We start from the raw sequence: 16,190 nt of genomic DNA, 5'->3' as shown, positions 1-16,190 counted from the left end.
AGTATATATCAAATCTGTCTTTCATTGAATTTAGATTGTATTTTTATGTAAAGATTTTTATTAAAAACCCTTAAAATTCTTGGACTTCCCGACGAAAACTTTACATAACAAAAAACTTGTCATATCCTTTTACTGTTTCTTTTAAAAACATGCCCAATATAGCCCACACGCTTAGCAAAGTCATGAAAGTCAGTGCGATGTAGACTCCTCCACGTTCTCCAACAGCTTTCGCAATCAAGGAAGTCTGTGCCATGCAAGGGATGGTTGTACATGTTATAACCGCCGTAATAAAGCGCTCCCTCCTTGTTTCAAGATTCCTTACAGCCAATACTCCAGGAACATTACAGCCGCAGGCTAAAAACATCGGTATAACCGAATAGCCGTGCAAACCTATTTTATGCAACAATCTATCCAGGATTATAGCAACCCTCGGTAGATAACCCAGGTCTTCAAGGAATCCGAACACCAGGTAAAAGAGAACTATGTAAGGCAGAACAATACCTAATGCCACAAACACTCCTGTTGTTAAAACTCCCATAGCTCCTTCATAATCAATTTGATTGCCGTTTAACTCACCTATAAGAAGGGAATGGATTGCTCCTTGTCCGCCCAATAACCTGCTAAACCATAGAATAAAAGGGGTATAAGCAAAATTAAATAACCTGGTTGTATATTCAATTAAAAACTCACCTACTGTAATAATAAGCTTGAATGCAAAGTAAAGCAAAGCAAGTGCAATAGGAAGGCCAAAAAAAGGATGAATGGATAAGTCCTGCAGCCTTTCAATAAAGGTATGGTGCCTGTGTGAAAGGTTCTGTACCTCAGCTACAATGCTCCCGATTGTTTCCCATCTCTGAGACACAGAAAGCCTAGGCCATTGGACCTGCTGCGCATTTATGCATTTTTCAGGAAGAATATTAAGCCCTTCACCTGTAAGACCATTAGTCGTAATGATAGGAATTTTAAGAAGTTTTTCCAGTTTACCTACATCTATTTCTATACCTTTATGTTTAGCATCATCCCACATGTTAAGAACTAATATCATCGGTTTGCTGTATTCCATCAATTGAAATGTAAGGTTTAAGTTTCTCTCAAGATTTGTTGAATCAATTACGTTTACCAAAACATCTCCTGCTTCTATCATGTCTGCTGCAACTTTTTCAGACTCGGCTTCAGGATCAAGCCGGTATGTTCCTGGGACATCAATAACCTCATATTTCCTCCCATTATATGTTAAATATCCCTTTGTATATTGCACTGTAGTACCCGGATAATTTGATGTTGTAACACTCACTCCTGTAAGATGGCTAAATATGGCACTTTTCCCCACATTGGGATTACCTATAAGAAGAATCTTCACTGATCATCCACCTCCACAAAAATTCTCGAAGCCATTCCGTACCCTATGGCAATTTCAGTATTTCCTACTGAAACTATAACAGGACCGAATCCAATCAGCGCACTTTTCTTTTTGATTCTTGACCCTACACGAATGCCCAGAGCTTCAAGCCTTGCATGCATCCCTCCACCTCCATTGATTGCTACAACTATGCCTGACTGTAAATTTTTCATCATAGAAAGTGCCAACCTTCTTTTTTGCATAATATCCATACTCCTTTGCAAGGAAATTGATAATCATTATCATTTTATTCAAAAAAAAATAATGCATTAAAAAATTTAATCAGTTACATCTTATTATTAGCTAATGCCCAATAATTCCTTTTAAATTTTAATACGGAAATTAACTTATGTCAATAAGCAAATAACCTATTTTAAACATATATGAACCGAAATCATTCCCGAAGAAAAACACGTCTATCAGTCCATTGTTTTCTTCAAAAGTCCTTAAAGCCACTTCGTAATAATGCTCAAAAACCTTGATGACTACCGCATCTACCCTGCTGGTAAGGCAGAAAAAATGCCACTTAAATGTTACATTTAAATGGCACTTGAATTTACTTAACTTTTTATAATTAATCCTTTATTCCCCTTCGTCTTCATCAGTCATTGTCTTTCTGGATTCCTCGATTATCTTCTGGCTTATTATAGGAGGCACTTCCTCATATCTTTCAAACCATTCCTTAAAGTATCCTCTTCCCTGGGTCATGGACCTCAAATCAGTGGCATATTTGAACATTTCAGCCTGTGGTACTTCCGCCACTATCTGCTGTGTCCCGTCATGCTGTGGGTTCATCCCCAGAATTCTTCCCCTGCGTTTATTCAAATCCCCGATTATGTCTCCCATATAGTTTTCAGGAACAAATACTTCAACATGCATAATAGGCTCAAGAAGTACAGGAGAAGCTTCTTCCAATCCTTTTTTATATGCCAGGCTTGCAGCAATCTTAAAAGCCATCTCAGAAGAGTCTACAGGATGGAATGAACCGTCGACAAGGGTTGCTTTAAGGTTAACAACAGGATATCCTGCCAATACTCCCCTTCTTATACTTTCGCGAAGCCCCTTTTCTACAGCAGGAAAATACTGCCTCGGGACTGCACCGCCAAATATCTTTTCTTCAAATGTAAGATCTTCAGTTTCCCCAGGCTCAAACTCAATCCATACATGGCCATATTGCCCATGACCGCCTGTCTGTTTTTTATGTTTCCCTTCGGCCTTGACTTTTTTTCTAATAGTCTCTCTATATGGTATCTTTGGATCTGTCAAGTTCACTGAAACACCAAATTTAGATTTTAATTTGCTTATTATAACGTCAAGATGTTGTTCTCCTACCCCGGAAATTAGTGTCTGACGTGTTTCGTTATTTATAGTAACTTTAAAAGTTTGGTCTTCTTCCTGCAGCCTTTGTAAGCCCTGGCTTATCTTTTCTTCGTCTCCTTTGGATTTTGGCTCAACAGCAAGTGTAATAGAAGGTTCGGGGAAAACAATTTTATCAAGAAGAACAGGTTTTGACGTATCGGATAATGTGTCATTAGTGTTTGTGTTTTGTAATTTAGCAACACCACCGATATCCCCTGCAACAAGCTTATCTACAGGTATCTGCTTTTTACCCCTTAAAATAAATACCTGCCCGATTTTTTCAGTTTTTTCTGTTGTAGAATTATATACAACAGTATCAGGAGTTAAAGTACCTGTATATACCCTGAACAATGTTATTTTCCCTACAAAGGGATCTGCGATTGTCTTAAATACTAATGCTGAAAAAGATTCATCTTCTGCAATTCTCAGTTCAACAGTCTCATCACTGCCTGCCTTTTTTGCTTTTACAGTAGATAAATCGGCAGGTGAAGGCAAATAGTCAATAACTGCATCCATAAGAAGCTTAACACCAAAATTATTTATTGCTGAACCGCATAAAACAGGTACTATTGAGCCATCTAATATTCCAAGGCGTAAACCCTTTGTAATTTCATCCTGGGTAAATTCTTCTCCCGAAAAATATTTTTCCATAAGTTCTTCATCAGTCTCAGCTACTGCCTCTTTTAAGGCCTCCCTCAACTCATCCGCTTTGCTGCTTAGCCCCGACGGAATGTCGGTTTCAACTATTTTATCCTTTTCAATTCTTTTTGCTTTCATGTTAACTATATCAACAATACCTGTAAACTTCTCATTTTCAATAATAGGTATTTGAAAAGCTATAACTTTGTTACCGAAAGTTTGGACCAATTGGTCATAAACTTCAAAATAGTTGGCGTTTTCTTCATCCAGCTTGCTTATAAAAAATATTTTAGATACACCCTGCTCGTTAGCATATTGCCACGATTTTTCAGTACCCACAGCTACTCCTCCCTTGCCGGGGACAAGAATTATCACACTTTCTGCAACTCTCAAACCCTGTTTTAATTCTCCTACAAAGTCAAAAAATCCGGGAGTATCAATTACATTAATCTTATGCTCTTTCCACTCGCAAGGAGCTATGGCAGTATTGATAGAAAATTTCCTTTTAATCTCTTCCGGGTCAAAATCAGTTGTAGTTGTCCCATCAGGTACTCTACCAAACCTGTCCAACACACCTGTATTAAAAAGCATTGCTTCAGCCAGTGTAGTCTTACCTGATCCGCCATGGCCAAGTAAACAAACATTTCGTAGTTTTCCAACAGTATAATCTTTCATAATAATAAACTCTCCCCCTTAATTATGTATTATCATGCCATAATATAATATAATTAATTTTGCGCTTTATTTACTAATATGTTACCCAAATTATATACAATAATATAACAACAATGCCCGAATATTCTTTTTTTCAATACCAACCCTTAACAGCCATTTTATTATAACATACAATTTCTAATTTTGAATAGTATTTTTTGAAAAACCTTTTTTTACCAATCCTATAATCTTGACATTCTTAAAATTGCGTTGTAAAGTAAAAATAATAATTAAATAATATGTTATTAAATTAAATATATGTTTTCAATGTTATGGTTATATATTTATTGTAGTTTGGTAGTATGGTAATATGGCAGTTGGCTTTTAGTCGAAATACCAATCTCTGTACTTTTAGTACAGGTTGTTTAAGTATTATGTAGAAAGGAAGGATTATAGCATGATAATTGTAATGAAACCTGATTCCCAGGATAAGGATATACAGAATATATCCAGAATCCTTGAATCGCTTGGTCTGGGCGTTCATATTTCAAAAGGAACCGAGAGGACAATAATAGGTGTTATTGGAGATAAAAGACTATTGAAAGATATACCTATAGATCTAATGCCGGGAGTTGAAAAACTCGTTCCTATAGTTGAACCGTATAAGTTAGCCAGTAAAACATTCCATCCGGAACCAAGTATAATAGACATAAATGGTGTCAAAATTGGCAGTAAAGAGCTTATATTAATGGCCGGTCCCTGCGCTGTTGAAAATCGCCAACAGATAATGGAGGCTGCTTTAGCCATAAAAAAGTCAGGAGCAAAGTTTTTGAGGGGAGGGGCTTTTAAACCAAGGACTTCACCCTACGCTTTCCAAGGTCTTGAAGAAGAAGGTTTAAAAATGCTAAAAGAAGCTAAAGAGGCCACAGGCCTATTAATAATAAGTGAAGTGACTAGCGAAAGGTCTCTGGAAATTGCTGAAAAATATGTGGATATGGTACAAATAGGTGCAAGAAATGCCCAGAACTTCCAGCTTCTTAGAGAAATAGGCCGTTCAAAAAAACCTGTCCTCTACAAACGCGGTCCTTCAACAACTATTGAAGAATGGCTTAATGCTGCTGAATATATTATGAGTGAAGGTAACTATAATGTTGTACTGTGCGAAAGAGGAATAAGGACCTTTGAAACCGCCACAAGAAATACCCTTGATATAAGTGCAGTCCCGGTAATAAAAAATTTAAGCCATCTCCCCATAATAGTGGATCCCAGTCATGCAGCAGGTAAGTCGCAATACGTGAAACCCCTTTCCAAAGCTGCAATTGCAGCAGGTGCGGATGGACTTATAGTTGAAGTTCACCCCAATCCTATGTGTGCCTTATCCGACGCATCACAGCAACTTACCCCCGAAGATTTTGATGATTTGTGCAAGGATATATATAAAATTGCACCTATAATAGGAAGAGAATTTAAGTATGATAAGGAATGTGAAGTATAATATGATGAATAAAAAATTCTCCATAATTGGATTGGGATTAATAGGAGGGTCTCTTGCCAGGGCATTCTGCCAGCGTCTTAATATTCAAGACATTACAGCTGTTGACAAAAATACAGATTCCATAAACCAGGCGTTAAAAGACGGCAATATTTCCCGTGGGTTTACTGAAGTGAATGAGTACGTTTGGAATTCCGACGTCATCTTTATATGTACTCCTGTAAAGTCAACTATTGAATATATTAAAAAGCTTTATAAAAAAACAAAACCCAGGTGTATAGTTACAGATGTCGGAAGTACAAAGAGTGAGATTATAAGCTATATAAATAATCTTTCCGACCCTCCATGTTTTATTGGTGGACATCCCATGGCTGGTACAGAGAAAACCGGCTATGCTTCGAGTTTTTCTCATCTTTTTGAAAATGCCTATTATGTTTTAACTCCTTCTAAAAGTACCAGTGATGAATCTTTAAGTTTTATGATAGAGCTTATTAAAGGTATTGGAGGAATACCCGTAGTAGTTGATGCTCTGGTCCATGACAGGGCAACAGCAGGTATAAGCCATGTCCCCCATATTATAGCATCTGCTTTGGTAAATTTAATTAAAGAAATAGACTTTCCCGATGGAAAAATGCAAATGTTGGCCGCAGGAGGTTTTAAGGATATTACGAGAATTGCCTCTTCTAACCCTGAAATGTGGCAAAGTATTATTCTTAGTAATAAACAACAAGTAGAAGATATCCTTAATGTTTTTATAAGTAACTTGTCAAATATTTTACAATGTATTAAAGAAGAGCGGGAGAAAGAAATCTATAGTTTTTTTGAATCTGCAAAAAACTATAGGAACACTTTTGCCGAAGGGAAGAAGGGACCAATTAGCCCCGTTTACCAACTTACTGTTGATGTAGTTGATAAACCGGGTATAATTGGAGAAATTGCCACTATACTTGGGAAAAATAACATTAATATTAAAAACATCAACGTATCCCATAGCAGAGAGTTTGAGCAAGGATGCCTAATTATCTCCCTGCATGATAATGAAAGCTTGAATAGTGCATTTAATCTGCTATACGCTGCAGGTTATAAGGTATACAAACGCATATAGCACATTTACATAAAAATAAATTTTCATTTGTTCTTTTTGCTTTCATCAGGCATGTTTTTCTTAGCTTCTTCAGCCTTTCTTCTCTCATTTAACTTATATCCTAAAACCATAAGGCTATCGCTTAAATGGACATTCTCAATAATTATGTCATCATAAGGCAGTTTCAAGTCCATTGCGGAAAAGTTCCAGAGACCTTTTATTCCAAGAGAGGCAACTTTTTCTGCTACTTCAGGAATATTCTGATATGGAACGGTAAGTATTGCTATATCTACCCGATTGTTTTTTACAAAATTATCCAACTCATTCATGTGCATAATTTCTACATTTCTTATTTTTTTCCCGATTATTTGCATGTTAATGTCAAAGATTCCTATCAGTTTAAATCCCCGTTTTTCAAAATTCTCATAGTTGGCTAATGCCTGGCCCATATTACCTGCGCCAATTATAATTGTTTGATAATTGTTATTCACTCCCAGGATATTTCCAATTTCTCTGTATAAGGATTCCACATTATATCCGTACCCCTGTTGTCCAAACCCGCCAAAACAATTCAAATCCTGCCGGATTTGCGATGCAGTTATCCCCATTCTCTCGCTCAATTCCTTCGAAGATATTCGAGTTATATCCATTCTTAATAAATCGGATAAATACCTGTAATACCTGGGCAAACGTCTTATCACTGCAATTGATATTTTTTTGTTTAAACCCATTGGTTTCCTCCTTCTTGTATATTATCCCCCACTATATTTTATGTATTTAAGTCCCTTACAAAATAGCAGCAGGAGGTTATCTACGGAATTTTGAGGTTGTACGGCGTATTGAGATTATATCACTGTTGTTATTTTTTTGTCAACTTTACAATTCGATTATTCGATTTGTGTGTTTATGATTCGAATTAGTGTATCCGGAACAGCGCAACTTAAATTGGTAAAATTCAAACTGTAATGCTTTTTTTACATTTAGTATAAGTGTTCACTTCCAGCTAATTTGTCCCCTTAAAATAGTCAACTATACCTTTTTTAATGGCTTCTGCAATTTTAATCTGGTATTCTTCAGTCCTGAGTTTTCTTTCTTCATCAGGGTTTGATAAAAAACCGCATTCTACTATTACTGTTGTTGTTTTGATGTCCCTTAGAATTATTATTGGTTTTTGCCCCTTTGGCGGCTCCTTTACCATTGCCACCCTTTTATTTGTAGGATCAGCATGTTCTTTGAGGGCTTTCTGTATGCAATTTGCAAGCCTTAGACTATCATTTGAGTCAGGATGATAAAACACTTGAGCACCATAATACTGTGTCTCGGGAAACTTATTTAAATGTATACTTACAACAATATCCGCCCCGCTTTCATCCATTATCTTTTTTCTTCTCATTAAATCCTGTTTTCTTTTTTCGTAAATACCCGTGGTACCTTCCTCATATTCGAGTATATCTTCTGTCCTGGTCATAATAACTTTGTAATTTTCCTTCTCTAACATTTCCTTGACCTTAAAAGCAATTTTAAGGTTCAGATCCTTTTCCTTCATACCACTGTAGTCACTTACTGCTCCAGGGTCCTCACCGCCATGTCCGGGATCAAGAATTACAGTTTTTTGTCCGCTGCCTTCCTTCATTACTGCAATATTGTTGTCTTCCGGCATTTCAGCGCCCTTGTGGTTGTAAGCCAGGTTATCGTCAACATTAATATTCAAGCTATATATTGCCAACAATAGTGTAAAAATAAGGCATACCAATGCAACACTGTTCTTTCTCAGTATTACTATCATACAAAACCCCATCCCTTAATTCTGTTTTATTATATTATTATTCAGGGACAGGTTTAATATATGCAAGGATATTTGCCCAAAATTAAATTAATGCCCCTTTTTCTTTTTCTTCTTCTTTCTTTCACCAACATCTTTTCTTGCAGGATTCCACGGCGAAAGCTCTTGTTTCCTTTCATAAACTACTTCCTTTTTCAACCCCAGAATCTTTCCTAATTGAATGCCATAGTAGCCCAGCATATAACCTAGCATAGACAACAAAGGAACAATCAATAAGGCTATAATATAGGCTGCAGCTGTCTTCCCAAGTAAGCTGATGGAAAAATACAGAGGTCCTAACAACACGCCATCTACTATACTTACCTTTAATCTATTTAATACTTCATCCTCAAAAGTTATGAAGTGCTCAATAATTTTTATAATAATCAATGGTAAAGACCCAATCAGACCCAAGATGAGGCCTTTTAAAGGATAGGGATTTAAGTTATACTGCGGTCGCTTTTCTTTTGCTGCCAAACGCCATAAATCCGTATATAACATCAGTGACATTAAAAGAAATATAATAAATGAATATAAAGGGAGCCACTTTGTAAAATTATCGCCGGTTATTGCAATAAAAGTATAAAGCAAAATTACATAAATCAAAAGCGCTGCGGCATAGTTGCCCAAAACCTTTAAACTGTCCTTAATATGGTTCTTGAACATAGGTTATTCCTCCAAGCATAAAATAATCATAAATCTATTTCCCATCCCGCTCTATCCGCCAGTCGGATTATAGTTTCCATTACAGTTTTCCGGTTGGTTTATGGTTTTATTATAGTATACATTCTCAATTTTGAAAAGGATATTTTAGAAGCCCATTAATATATTTCAGGATTTAAATGAAAAACAAAAACATTTAAGCATGAATAATGAGTAACATATGTAGCAGCATCCTAACTTATGACTGAAGTCATGAGTTAGGATGCTAATTTATTAAATCCAATGTTTGTATATTTGAACCAACGGCAAGTCACTCAAATGCACTTTTCGACTCTTTGCCTTACATCATTTTTGAACCTTTCTACATAACCAAGCACATACTCACATACGTCGAGGCTTTTATCCTTGATCAACGGAGTCAGGTCCATGCCATAAATAAGGGCTGAAGCCGTATCCACCCCGTGCGACGCGGCATAGGTGGCATTGGCAAGCCTTCTGCCGGCAGTCGCAAGGTCGTATCTCTTGCCGCCGCATATCTGGGAGTCGAAAACCCCGACGATGGCAGCCGCTATATTGGAATGGGCGGAGACGTCAAACGCAACTTTTTCCTCATCATTGACCCAGTCCAGATTTCTCCATACTTCGCAGCCATACAGCTTCTCAGGAAGGACATCTTCGGGAAGCTCCCTCAGAGCCTTTACCACTTTGACTGCCACTCCTACATGCGTATCGTGTTTGTCAGCCAGGTTATGCGTATAGATCACTTCAGGCTTTGCAGCCAAAACCAGTTCCTTTATTTCATCTACAACATCGCGGTTATTGGGATCTTTTACTGCTGAACTGGCATAATCCAGCAAAACCGCGGCGGAATACTCTCCGACAAAAGCAGCCTTTTTTTGTTCATGCTTTCTTATCTTGCGCATCTGTTCATCGGTATAGGAAGCATACAGATCGTCCCTCGGGCTTCCCGCTCCGTTGGTGACAACAACGGCAAGGAACCACCGGTCGTCCCTTCCAAAGCACTTTAGAATTCCATCATAGGCCATGATCTCTATATCGTCCTGATGGGCGGAAATGGCCATATGAGTGGTCCTCCTCATGGCTTCATCCACAGGCCTGTTATCCGGTATGAAAACTTCCGCTCCCTCGTTTCTGAACTTCATAATCGATTCCCTCCATCCCTAAATTATTTCCGGCAGACTGGCTGCAGCTATTGACTGGCCTACTCTCCGGCTTGATTCGTCCGGCAGGTGTATTTTAATTTTTTCTTCCAGCTCCGGGAACTCCTCCTTCAACACTTCACGGGCAACCCTGAGGATTATGTTTCCTCCCTCGCCCGATGTGACACGTCCGAGTATGAGAAGGTGCTTAAGATCGTAAAAATCGGCATAATGCGCTATGGCATAACCCAGGTAGCACCCTATGGTTTCAAATATTTTCACTGCCCTATTATCGCCTTTTGCCAGTAGCTCCTGGACGCTTTTCAGCTTTTCGGCAGGAGAGAGCTTGCTGTCAAGCAGTATGCCTGCAGCAGGCGCCAGCTTGATTACGGCATCCTGTGAAAAATATTTCACTCCGCATCCGTAATCTCCCGACCATTCGTCCACCATGGAGCCAGGATTATAATCCACCGGAACGAAAGCCAGTTCATTCAGCCAGCCGGTAATATTTCCGTTCGAATCCACGTATCCTCCAGCTTCGCTTGTACCCATGGCTATGCCTAACACATTAGTATCATTAAGCTCCATGGCCCCGGCAAGGGCTGTCACGTCACCATCATTGGCGACTTCAATTGGAACACCACCCATCTCTTTGCTTATATTGATGTAAATGTCCTTTACCTTCTTTTCAAACAGATCCTCAGGAACCTTTATAAACAGGGATGCCACCATCACTCTATTGTTTATGTAAATACCGGCGGAACTTACCCCGATGGCATCCACGCGCGGCATGTGCGCTGCTGCAGACTTCATGGCGGCTAGAATTTCGTTGTAGTGATAATCCGGATCGCTGTGAAGTTTCGGGTGCCAGATGACCTCTTCACTGAAAACAGCTTCTCCGTCGATTACCGCGGACACCTTCCTATCGCTTCCCCCCGCATCAAAACCTATGCGGCATCCTTTCAGGTGGCGCCCTACCGGCTTCGCATCCTCCTTCGACTCAGGTACCCTGTCATATTCCGTAACTTCTACTGTAAAAGGCTTTTCATATACCCTGCTCATGAACCTGGAGTCAAATTCCCTTATTCCTCCGGCAGAATATGCCTTCCTGATGTAATCTCCGACACTCCCGGGGCCTCCAATAATAATCTTCCATCCTCCGCGTATCCATAAAAGTGTTTTTACAAGGCGTTCCACATAAAACATATTCAACCCGGCATATGCGGAATCCTCCGAAAATACCTTTGTCCGGTAGGTGGAAATCAATCCATCCCCACGCTCAAGGGCAATTGCAAGTGGAACGCCTTCACCCGACTCTTCAACAGCTTTAAGAAAAGCGCGGTTTTCCAGGGAAGCAGGACGGAAATCCTTGTCCAATATAGGTATCATTTTAGGTTTGATTTGAATATTTGAAGATTTCATACATCAATTCCTCCATTCAAAAGGAACTTACTTTGTTATTGTAACTTTACTTAATCCACGCGGGCTGTCCGGGTTCAGGCCCTTTACAAGAGCCAGCTGGCATGCGAACATCTGCGCGACAACTACGTTGAAAAACGGGGATATCATATCGTTATCGGTCTCGGGAATTCTAAAAGCACAGGTTCCCAACTCAAGCACATTTTTATTGTTTGAAACTATAATAGTTTCAATCTGGTTCTGTTTTAGCTTTTGTATCATTTCGGTCACATCACCCAGCGACGGGCCGTCCGGTGCAAATATCATAACCGGTATATCCCTTTCGAGCATGGCAATGGGTCCATGCTGGAAATCTGAAGTGGCAAAGGCCTTTGCCCTGACATATGTAGTTTCCTGTATCTTCAGGGCAGCCTCCAGAGAAACGGCATAATTGATACCCCTTGCCAATACGAAGCATTCATTCATAAAGCGATACCTTGCAACACTATCCTCAATTACTCTTGATACCTCGAATACGTGTGAAAGCCTTTCCGGCAATTGTACAAGCTCCTGCTTCAGCTCCCGGTTCCCGCCCCACTCTGCAGCCAGCTGCGCCAGCAGGAATATCTGTGTTGTAAAGGTTTTTGTGGCGGCAACGCTTCTTTCCACTCCGGCCTCGCAATTCAAATGAAATCTGCATTCCGAGGCAATTGGGGAGTCGCTGTAATTTGTTATACCCACCGTTATTGCTCCCGAACTATTTGCACCCCTTATCACTTCAAGTACATCCGCAGCCCTGCCTGACTGGGAAATGCCTATCACCAGGCTATTCTTCAAATCAAGGCTCTTCCTGTATATCGTAAAAACCGAGGATGCGGCCAATGCCACCGGTTTTTGTGTCATGAGTTCTATGACGTATTTCCCGTATACAGCTGCATGGTCTGAAGTTCCCCTGGCCGCTATGACAACCTGGCTAATACCCTGTTTACCGATAGCATCGGTAATTTCCTTTATAACTCCCATGTTTTTTTCAAGGCACCTTTCCAATGCCAAAGGTTGCTCCCAGATTTCATTCCACATTTGTACCATGTATTCCACCCCTTTGTGGCATTACAATTTTTACGGATTTGGGCTGTTTTTACATGTCTCCATATATGGTATGTGTTGAATTCTTTCGTTTTATTCAGGTATTACGCGCTTTATTGCATCTATTTCATTTTCACCCGGTCCCAGGGGAAGCTTGATGAGCTTTCTCTCGACTGCAGACCGCAGCAGGCCCATTGCAATCTGGAAGCCTTTGAAGGTATCCTCTCCGTTACAGGGGTGTTCAATTTCACCGTCAAGCCACAATGCTATATCCTGTACATAACGTGCCCCGTCAATTTCATAGTTGAAGCAGCCCGGACCCTCCTGGTAGCCGTCTTCCGTACAGGCTCTCCAGCCTGCGCCTATGATGACCTCCGCAAAGCCTTTCGTGCCCTGTACGCAAAAGCGTCCCTTGTGCCAGGGGTATTCGCTTTCAGGAACATCGGGCGAAAGCGCTCCGATCTCCACTATACCACGAACTCCGTTCGAAAACTGGATAAAACCGCCTGCGTATTCGGGTGACGGATGGTTATCACTCAGCTTTCCACGGCCATGAATCTGGCCTATTACCCATTCGGCTTCAGCATTGTTGTTGTAGAACCTCAAATAATCCATTACATGGGTAACCATATGGAGGTACCAGCCCCACACATGCCCGTAAATGCTCTGGATTCTGCCCAGCTTGCCGCTGTCGACAATCTTTTTGACAGCCTGGTAATGGTCCCCGTATTTTTGCTGATGGCTTATAACAGTCTTTATTCCGGCAGCCCTTGCCATTTCGGTCATTTCCATGGCTTCATTGAAATTGGTGGCCATCGGCTTTTCATATGCAATCAATTTGACCTTATAGTCGATTCCGAGTTGGAACAGGCTCTTGCGTATTGCCGGCGGCGTACAGAAACAGAATATGTCCGGCTTTGTTTCCGATAGCATTTTGTTCACATCGGTGTAAAGTGCCGGGTTCCCACATTCCGCCGCAGCGGCATCCAGCCTGGCTGTATCGATATCGCAAAGACCCACCAGCTCGAACCTTTCATTCTGATGGAAAAGCTTTGCATGCATTTTTCCTCTTTTACCCGCACCCAGCACGGCAACAGAATATTTTTTCGCGCACATATCAATATCCTCCCTAATAAATTTTAATAAGTCAGGAGTAAGCCTGTTCGGCCTATTTCTTCCATGCTTTTAAAACATCGATAGTATACTTGATTTCTTCATCTGTCAGCTCAGGGAACATAGGCAGGGATATGCAGGAGGCTGCATTCTTCTCGGCGTTGGTCAGCGGGCCGGAGAGGCGTGCATCCTTACCCCACGGGAAGCCTTCCTGTTTATGTATTGGAATGGAATAATGGGTCTTGGCATCGACCCCGTTATCAATAAGGTATTTCAAAAGCCTGTCACGGTCAGCGGCATCCTTGGTTTCTATTACATACAGGTGATATACATGGCGGTAGCCGGGACGCCTATAAGGTAAAGTTATGAAATCGCAGTCCTTCAATCCTTCATCATACTTTTTGGCAATGGCGATACGCATATTACTCCACTCGGTTATATGTTTGAGTTTGGCGCTCAAGATACCCGCATGCAGGTCGTCCAGGCGGCTGTTGAAGCCGAAGCTGTGATGGTCGCGCTGGCTGGAACCGTGGTTGCGCAACTTGCGTACCCTGTCATTGATGTATTGGTGATTGGTCCAGATAGCGCCTCCGTCGCCGAAGGTACCGAGATTTTTCTGTGTGATGAAGCTGGTGCATACTGCATCGGAGAGTTCACCTATCTTGAAGGTGTCACCGGCAGCGTCTATTGCCTGTGCATTATCTTCAACTACGAAGAGACCGTACTCATCGGCTATTTTACGGATCTCATCCATTGGAGCGCACTGTCCGTACAGATGTACCGGTACGATGGCCTTTGTACGCTTTGTGATGGCTTTACGTATTGCATCCGGGCTTATACAGCGTGTATTCTCGTCACAGTCGACCAGCACTGCAGTGCAGCCGGCGATCCACATTGCTTCTGCCGTAGCAAAGAAGGTATTGGCATTGGTGATCAACTCATCACCTGGGCCTAAGCCTAAAGCCATAAATGTTAACCAGAGAGCGTCGGTACCATTGCCGACTCCGATAGCGTACTTCGAACCGGCATAAGCTGCCAGCTCAGCCTCAAACTTCTTGAGCATGGGTCCCTGTACATACTGTCCACTCATAAGTACTTCCTGCATTTTCGCATCGATTTCACTTTTGATGTTTAGATACTGTCTTACATGTCCGTAAAACGGAACCTTGATTTCTGCCATTAGTTATGACCTCCTTAAATATCTGATTTGGTATATAAGTATAGTGGTATATACCACTATACTTATATATTATCATAGGTTGGAACATAAAATCAAGAGTTGCTTTACACTATGTCATCATTTTTTTCCTCGCCGAATATACTCCGACGGTTCATTCCATGTTTTTATTTACATAGACCCTGACATTGTACTTATATTCATCTGAGCGGTAAATCGACTTTTCGTAGAAGAGCTTCAAATCGGACTCTACGAAATTTACACTTGTTATTTTCAAAACAGGCACATTGGCCGGCATGTTCAAAAGCTCCTTCTCCTCCCTGGAAGGTTTGGATGCTTCGATAACATTGTCCATATAGCTGATGGCATACCCATATTCTTCCTTGATGAGCTTGTACAGGGATGCTGTCAAATCATACTTCTCAAGATCCGGACAATACTTTTCCGGTATGAAATCCTCTTCTATTCCGACAGGAATATTGCTCGCCAGTCTGAGCCTTTTGACGACATATATCATCTCCCTGTCATCCAGTCCCAGGATTCCTCCGATTTCCCCGCCTGCTTCCTGCTTAATGAAATGCAGTACTTTTGTAGTGGGCACCAGGCCTTTTTTCCTTACTATTTCAGAAAAGCTCATGATATTGCGCTGTTCAATTTTTACTTTGGATACGAAGGTACCCTTGCCCTTTTCCCTGTATAAAACACCTTCGGCCACAAGCTGATTCAGCGCTTGCCTCACTGTCATGCGGCTTATATTGAGTTTTTCTCCAAGATCGCGTTCGGAAGGAATCAAGCTGCCTGGGGGAAATTCCCCGTCCTGGATTTTTTTAAGTATCAAGTTTTTAAGCTGGCAGTAAATAGGAATAGGACTCTTTTTATCCAAGTACATTTTTTCCATCCTTTTAAAACCTTATTATGGATTATATTTTACCCAACCGTGTTTTAAAAGTCAATGAGAAGTGTTGATTACGGGCGCATTTTCTTCCCATGACCCATTATATTCCGGAAACGGTGCTTCAGGCCTCTAGAGCCTGTAAATTCACTTCGGGGCAAATCAAACTCGCAAAATAATTTGAATAAAATTTAATAGCACATCAATGTAATTATTTTGCTCATACAGTTGATTTGCTTATCCCTCGTCGGA

At 40.6% G+C, this 16,190-nt stretch carries 14 protein-coding genes; 2 read left to right on the top strand and 12 right to left on the bottom strand.

What is annotated here, in order from left to right:
• Nucleotides 1–100 precede the first annotated feature (100 nt).
• From HPY74_15010 to fusA, 3 genes are all read right to left on the bottom strand, one after another.
• Nucleotides 101–1,360 carry a ferrous iron transporter B gene (locus HPY74_15010; protein NSW91952.1) on the bottom strand — a complete coding sequence of 420 codons (1,260 nt, stop codon included), beginning with the start codon at nt 1,358–1,360 and terminating at the stop codon, nt 101–103.
• Entirely contained in the window at nt 1,357–1,602 is a 246-nt protein-coding gene (locus tag HPY74_15005; GenBank protein ID NSW91951.1) for a ferrous iron transport protein A, read from the bottom strand. Before HPY74_15005 ends, HPY74_15010 begins: the two co-directional genes overlap by 4 nt.
• 379 nt (nt 1,603–1,981) lie before the next feature.
• Entirely contained in the window at nt 1,982–4,072 is a 2,091-nt protein-coding gene (fusA, locus tag HPY74_15000) for an elongation factor G (protein ID NSW91950.1), read from the bottom strand.
• A gap of 436 nt (nt 4,073–4,508) precedes the next feature.
• On the opposite strand from fusA, the gene aroF reads away from it, so the two are divergent.
• Complete coding sequence (gene aroF, locus HPY74_14995) at nt 4,509–5,546, top strand: 3-deoxy-7-phosphoheptulonate synthase (GenBank protein NSW91949.1); 1,038 nt, start codon at nt 4,509–4,511, stop codon at nt 5,544–5,546.
• A 1-nt stretch (nt 5,547) separates the two neighbouring features.
• Nucleotides 5,548–6,648, top strand: a complete 1,101-nt coding sequence (locus tag HPY74_14990; protein NSW91948.1) for a prephenate dehydrogenase — start codon at nt 5,548–5,550, stop codon at nt 6,646–6,648.
• 23 nt (nt 6,649–6,671) lie between these two features.
• Here the strand turns inward: HPY74_14990 and HPY74_14985 are convergent, their stop codons facing one another.
• The 9 genes from HPY74_14985 to HPY74_14945 form a co-directional block, all read right to left on the bottom strand.
• Nucleotides 6,672–7,358 carry a redox-sensing transcriptional repressor Rex gene (locus HPY74_14985; GenBank protein NSW91947.1) on the bottom strand — a complete coding sequence of 229 codons (687 nt, stop codon included), beginning with the start codon at nt 7,356–7,358 and terminating at the stop codon, nt 6,672–6,674.
• Between the two features lie 272 nt (nt 7,359–7,630).
• The gene (locus HPY74_14980) at nt 7,631–8,413 is read right to left on the bottom strand and encodes an N-acetylmuramoyl-L-alanine amidase (GenBank protein NSW91946.1); all 783 of its coding nucleotides are present in this window, start codon (nt 8,411–8,413) and stop codon (nt 7,631–7,633) included.
• An 87-nt stretch (nt 8,414–8,500) separates the two neighbouring features.
• Nucleotides 8,501–9,115 (bottom strand): hypothetical protein, encoded by a 615-nt coding sequence (locus HPY74_14975; protein ID NSW91945.1) that lies wholly within the window; start codon nt 9,113–9,115, stop codon nt 8,501–8,503.
• A gap of 311 nt (nt 9,116–9,426) precedes the next feature.
• Nucleotides 9,427–10,275 carry a PIG-L family deacetylase gene (locus tag HPY74_14970; protein ID NSW91944.1) on the bottom strand — a complete coding sequence of 283 codons (849 nt, stop codon included), beginning with the start codon at nt 10,273–10,275 and terminating at the stop codon, nt 9,427–9,429.
• Nucleotides 10,276–10,293: 18 nt separating this feature from the next.
• Nucleotides 10,294–11,694, bottom strand: coding sequence for an ROK family protein (locus tag HPY74_14965; protein NSW91943.1), 1,401 nt, complete (start codon nt 11,692–11,694; stop codon nt 10,294–10,296).
• 27 nt (nt 11,695–11,721) lie between these two features.
• The gene (locus tag HPY74_14960) at nt 11,722–12,759 is read right to left on the bottom strand and encodes an SIS domain-containing protein (protein NSW91942.1); all 1,038 of its coding nucleotides are present in this window, start codon (nt 12,757–12,759) and stop codon (nt 11,722–11,724) included.
• Nucleotides 12,760–12,849: 90 nt separating this feature from the next.
• A complete protein-coding gene (locus HPY74_14955; protein ID NSW91941.1) occupies nt 12,850–13,872 on the bottom strand; it encodes a Gfo/Idh/MocA family oxidoreductase in 1,023 nt (340 codons plus the stop codon).
• Between the two features lie 52 nt (nt 13,873–13,924).
• Complete coding sequence (locus tag HPY74_14950; protein ID NSW91940.1) at nt 13,925–15,049, bottom strand: DegT/DnrJ/EryC1/StrS family aminotransferase; 1,125 nt, start codon at nt 15,047–15,049, stop codon at nt 13,925–13,927.
• Nucleotides 15,050–15,200: 151 nt separating this feature from the next.
• Nucleotides 15,201–15,935 (bottom strand): GntR family transcriptional regulator, encoded by a 735-nt coding sequence (locus tag HPY74_14945; protein NSW91939.1) that lies wholly within the window; start codon nt 15,933–15,935, stop codon nt 15,201–15,203.
• Between the last annotated feature and the right edge of the window lie 255 nt (nt 15,936–16,190).

It is taken from the genome of Bacillota bacterium (assembly GCA_013314855.1).
In the GTDB taxonomy this organism is placed as follows: domain Bacteria; phylum Bacillota; class Clostridia; order Acetivibrionales; family DUMC01; genus Ch48.
The sequence above is the reverse complement of the archived record's forward strand: the minus strand, read 5'-3'. Positions and strand labels throughout refer to the sequence as shown.

Bases quoted from the DNA above. Each gene is read 5' to 3' on its own strand.
- fusA (NSW91950.1), bottom strand. From the start codon at position 4,072: ATGAAAGATTATACTGTTGGAAAACTACGAAATGTTTGTTTACTTGGC.
- HPY74_14960 (NSW91942.1), bottom strand. From the start codon at position 12,759: ATGGTACAAATGTGGAATGAAATCTGGGAGCAACCTTTGGCATTGGAA.
- HPY74_15005 (NSW91951.1), bottom strand. From the start codon at position 1,602: ATGCAAAAAAGAAGGTTGGCACTTTCTATGATGAAAAATTTACAGTCA.
- HPY74_14985 (NSW91947.1), bottom strand. From the start codon at position 7,358: ATGGGTTTAAACAAAAAAATATCAATTGCAGTGATAAGACGTTTGCCC.
- HPY74_14965 (NSW91943.1), bottom strand. From the start codon at position 11,694: ATGAAATCTTCAAATATTCAAATCAAACCTAAAATGATACCTATATTG.
- HPY74_14980 (NSW91946.1), bottom strand. From the start codon at position 8,413: ATGATAGTAATACTGAGAAAGAACAGTGTTGCATTGGTATGCCTTATT.
- HPY74_14970 (NSW91944.1), bottom strand. From the start codon at position 10,275: ATGAAGTTCAGAAACGAGGGAGCGGAAGTTTTCATACCGGATAACAGG.
- HPY74_14955 (NSW91941.1), bottom strand. From the start codon at position 13,872: ATGTGCGCGAAAAAATATTCTGTTGCCGTGCTGGGTGCGGGTAAAAGA.
- HPY74_14950 (NSW91940.1), bottom strand. From the start codon at position 15,049: ATGGCAGAAATCAAGGTTCCGTTTTACGGACATGTAAGACAGTATCTA.
- aroF (NSW91949.1), top strand. From the start codon at position 4,509: ATGATAATTGTAATGAAACCTGATTCCCAGGATAAGGATATACAGAAT.
- HPY74_14990 (NSW91948.1), top strand. From the start codon at position 5,548: ATGATGAATAAAAAATTCTCCATAATTGGATTGGGATTAATAGGAGGG.
- HPY74_14945 (NSW91939.1), bottom strand. From the start codon at position 15,935: ATGTACTTGGATAAAAAGAGTCCTATTCCTATTTACTGCCAGCTTAAA.
- HPY74_14975 (NSW91945.1), bottom strand. From the start codon at position 9,115: ATGTTCAAGAACCATATTAAGGACAGTTTAAAGGTTTTGGGCAACTAT.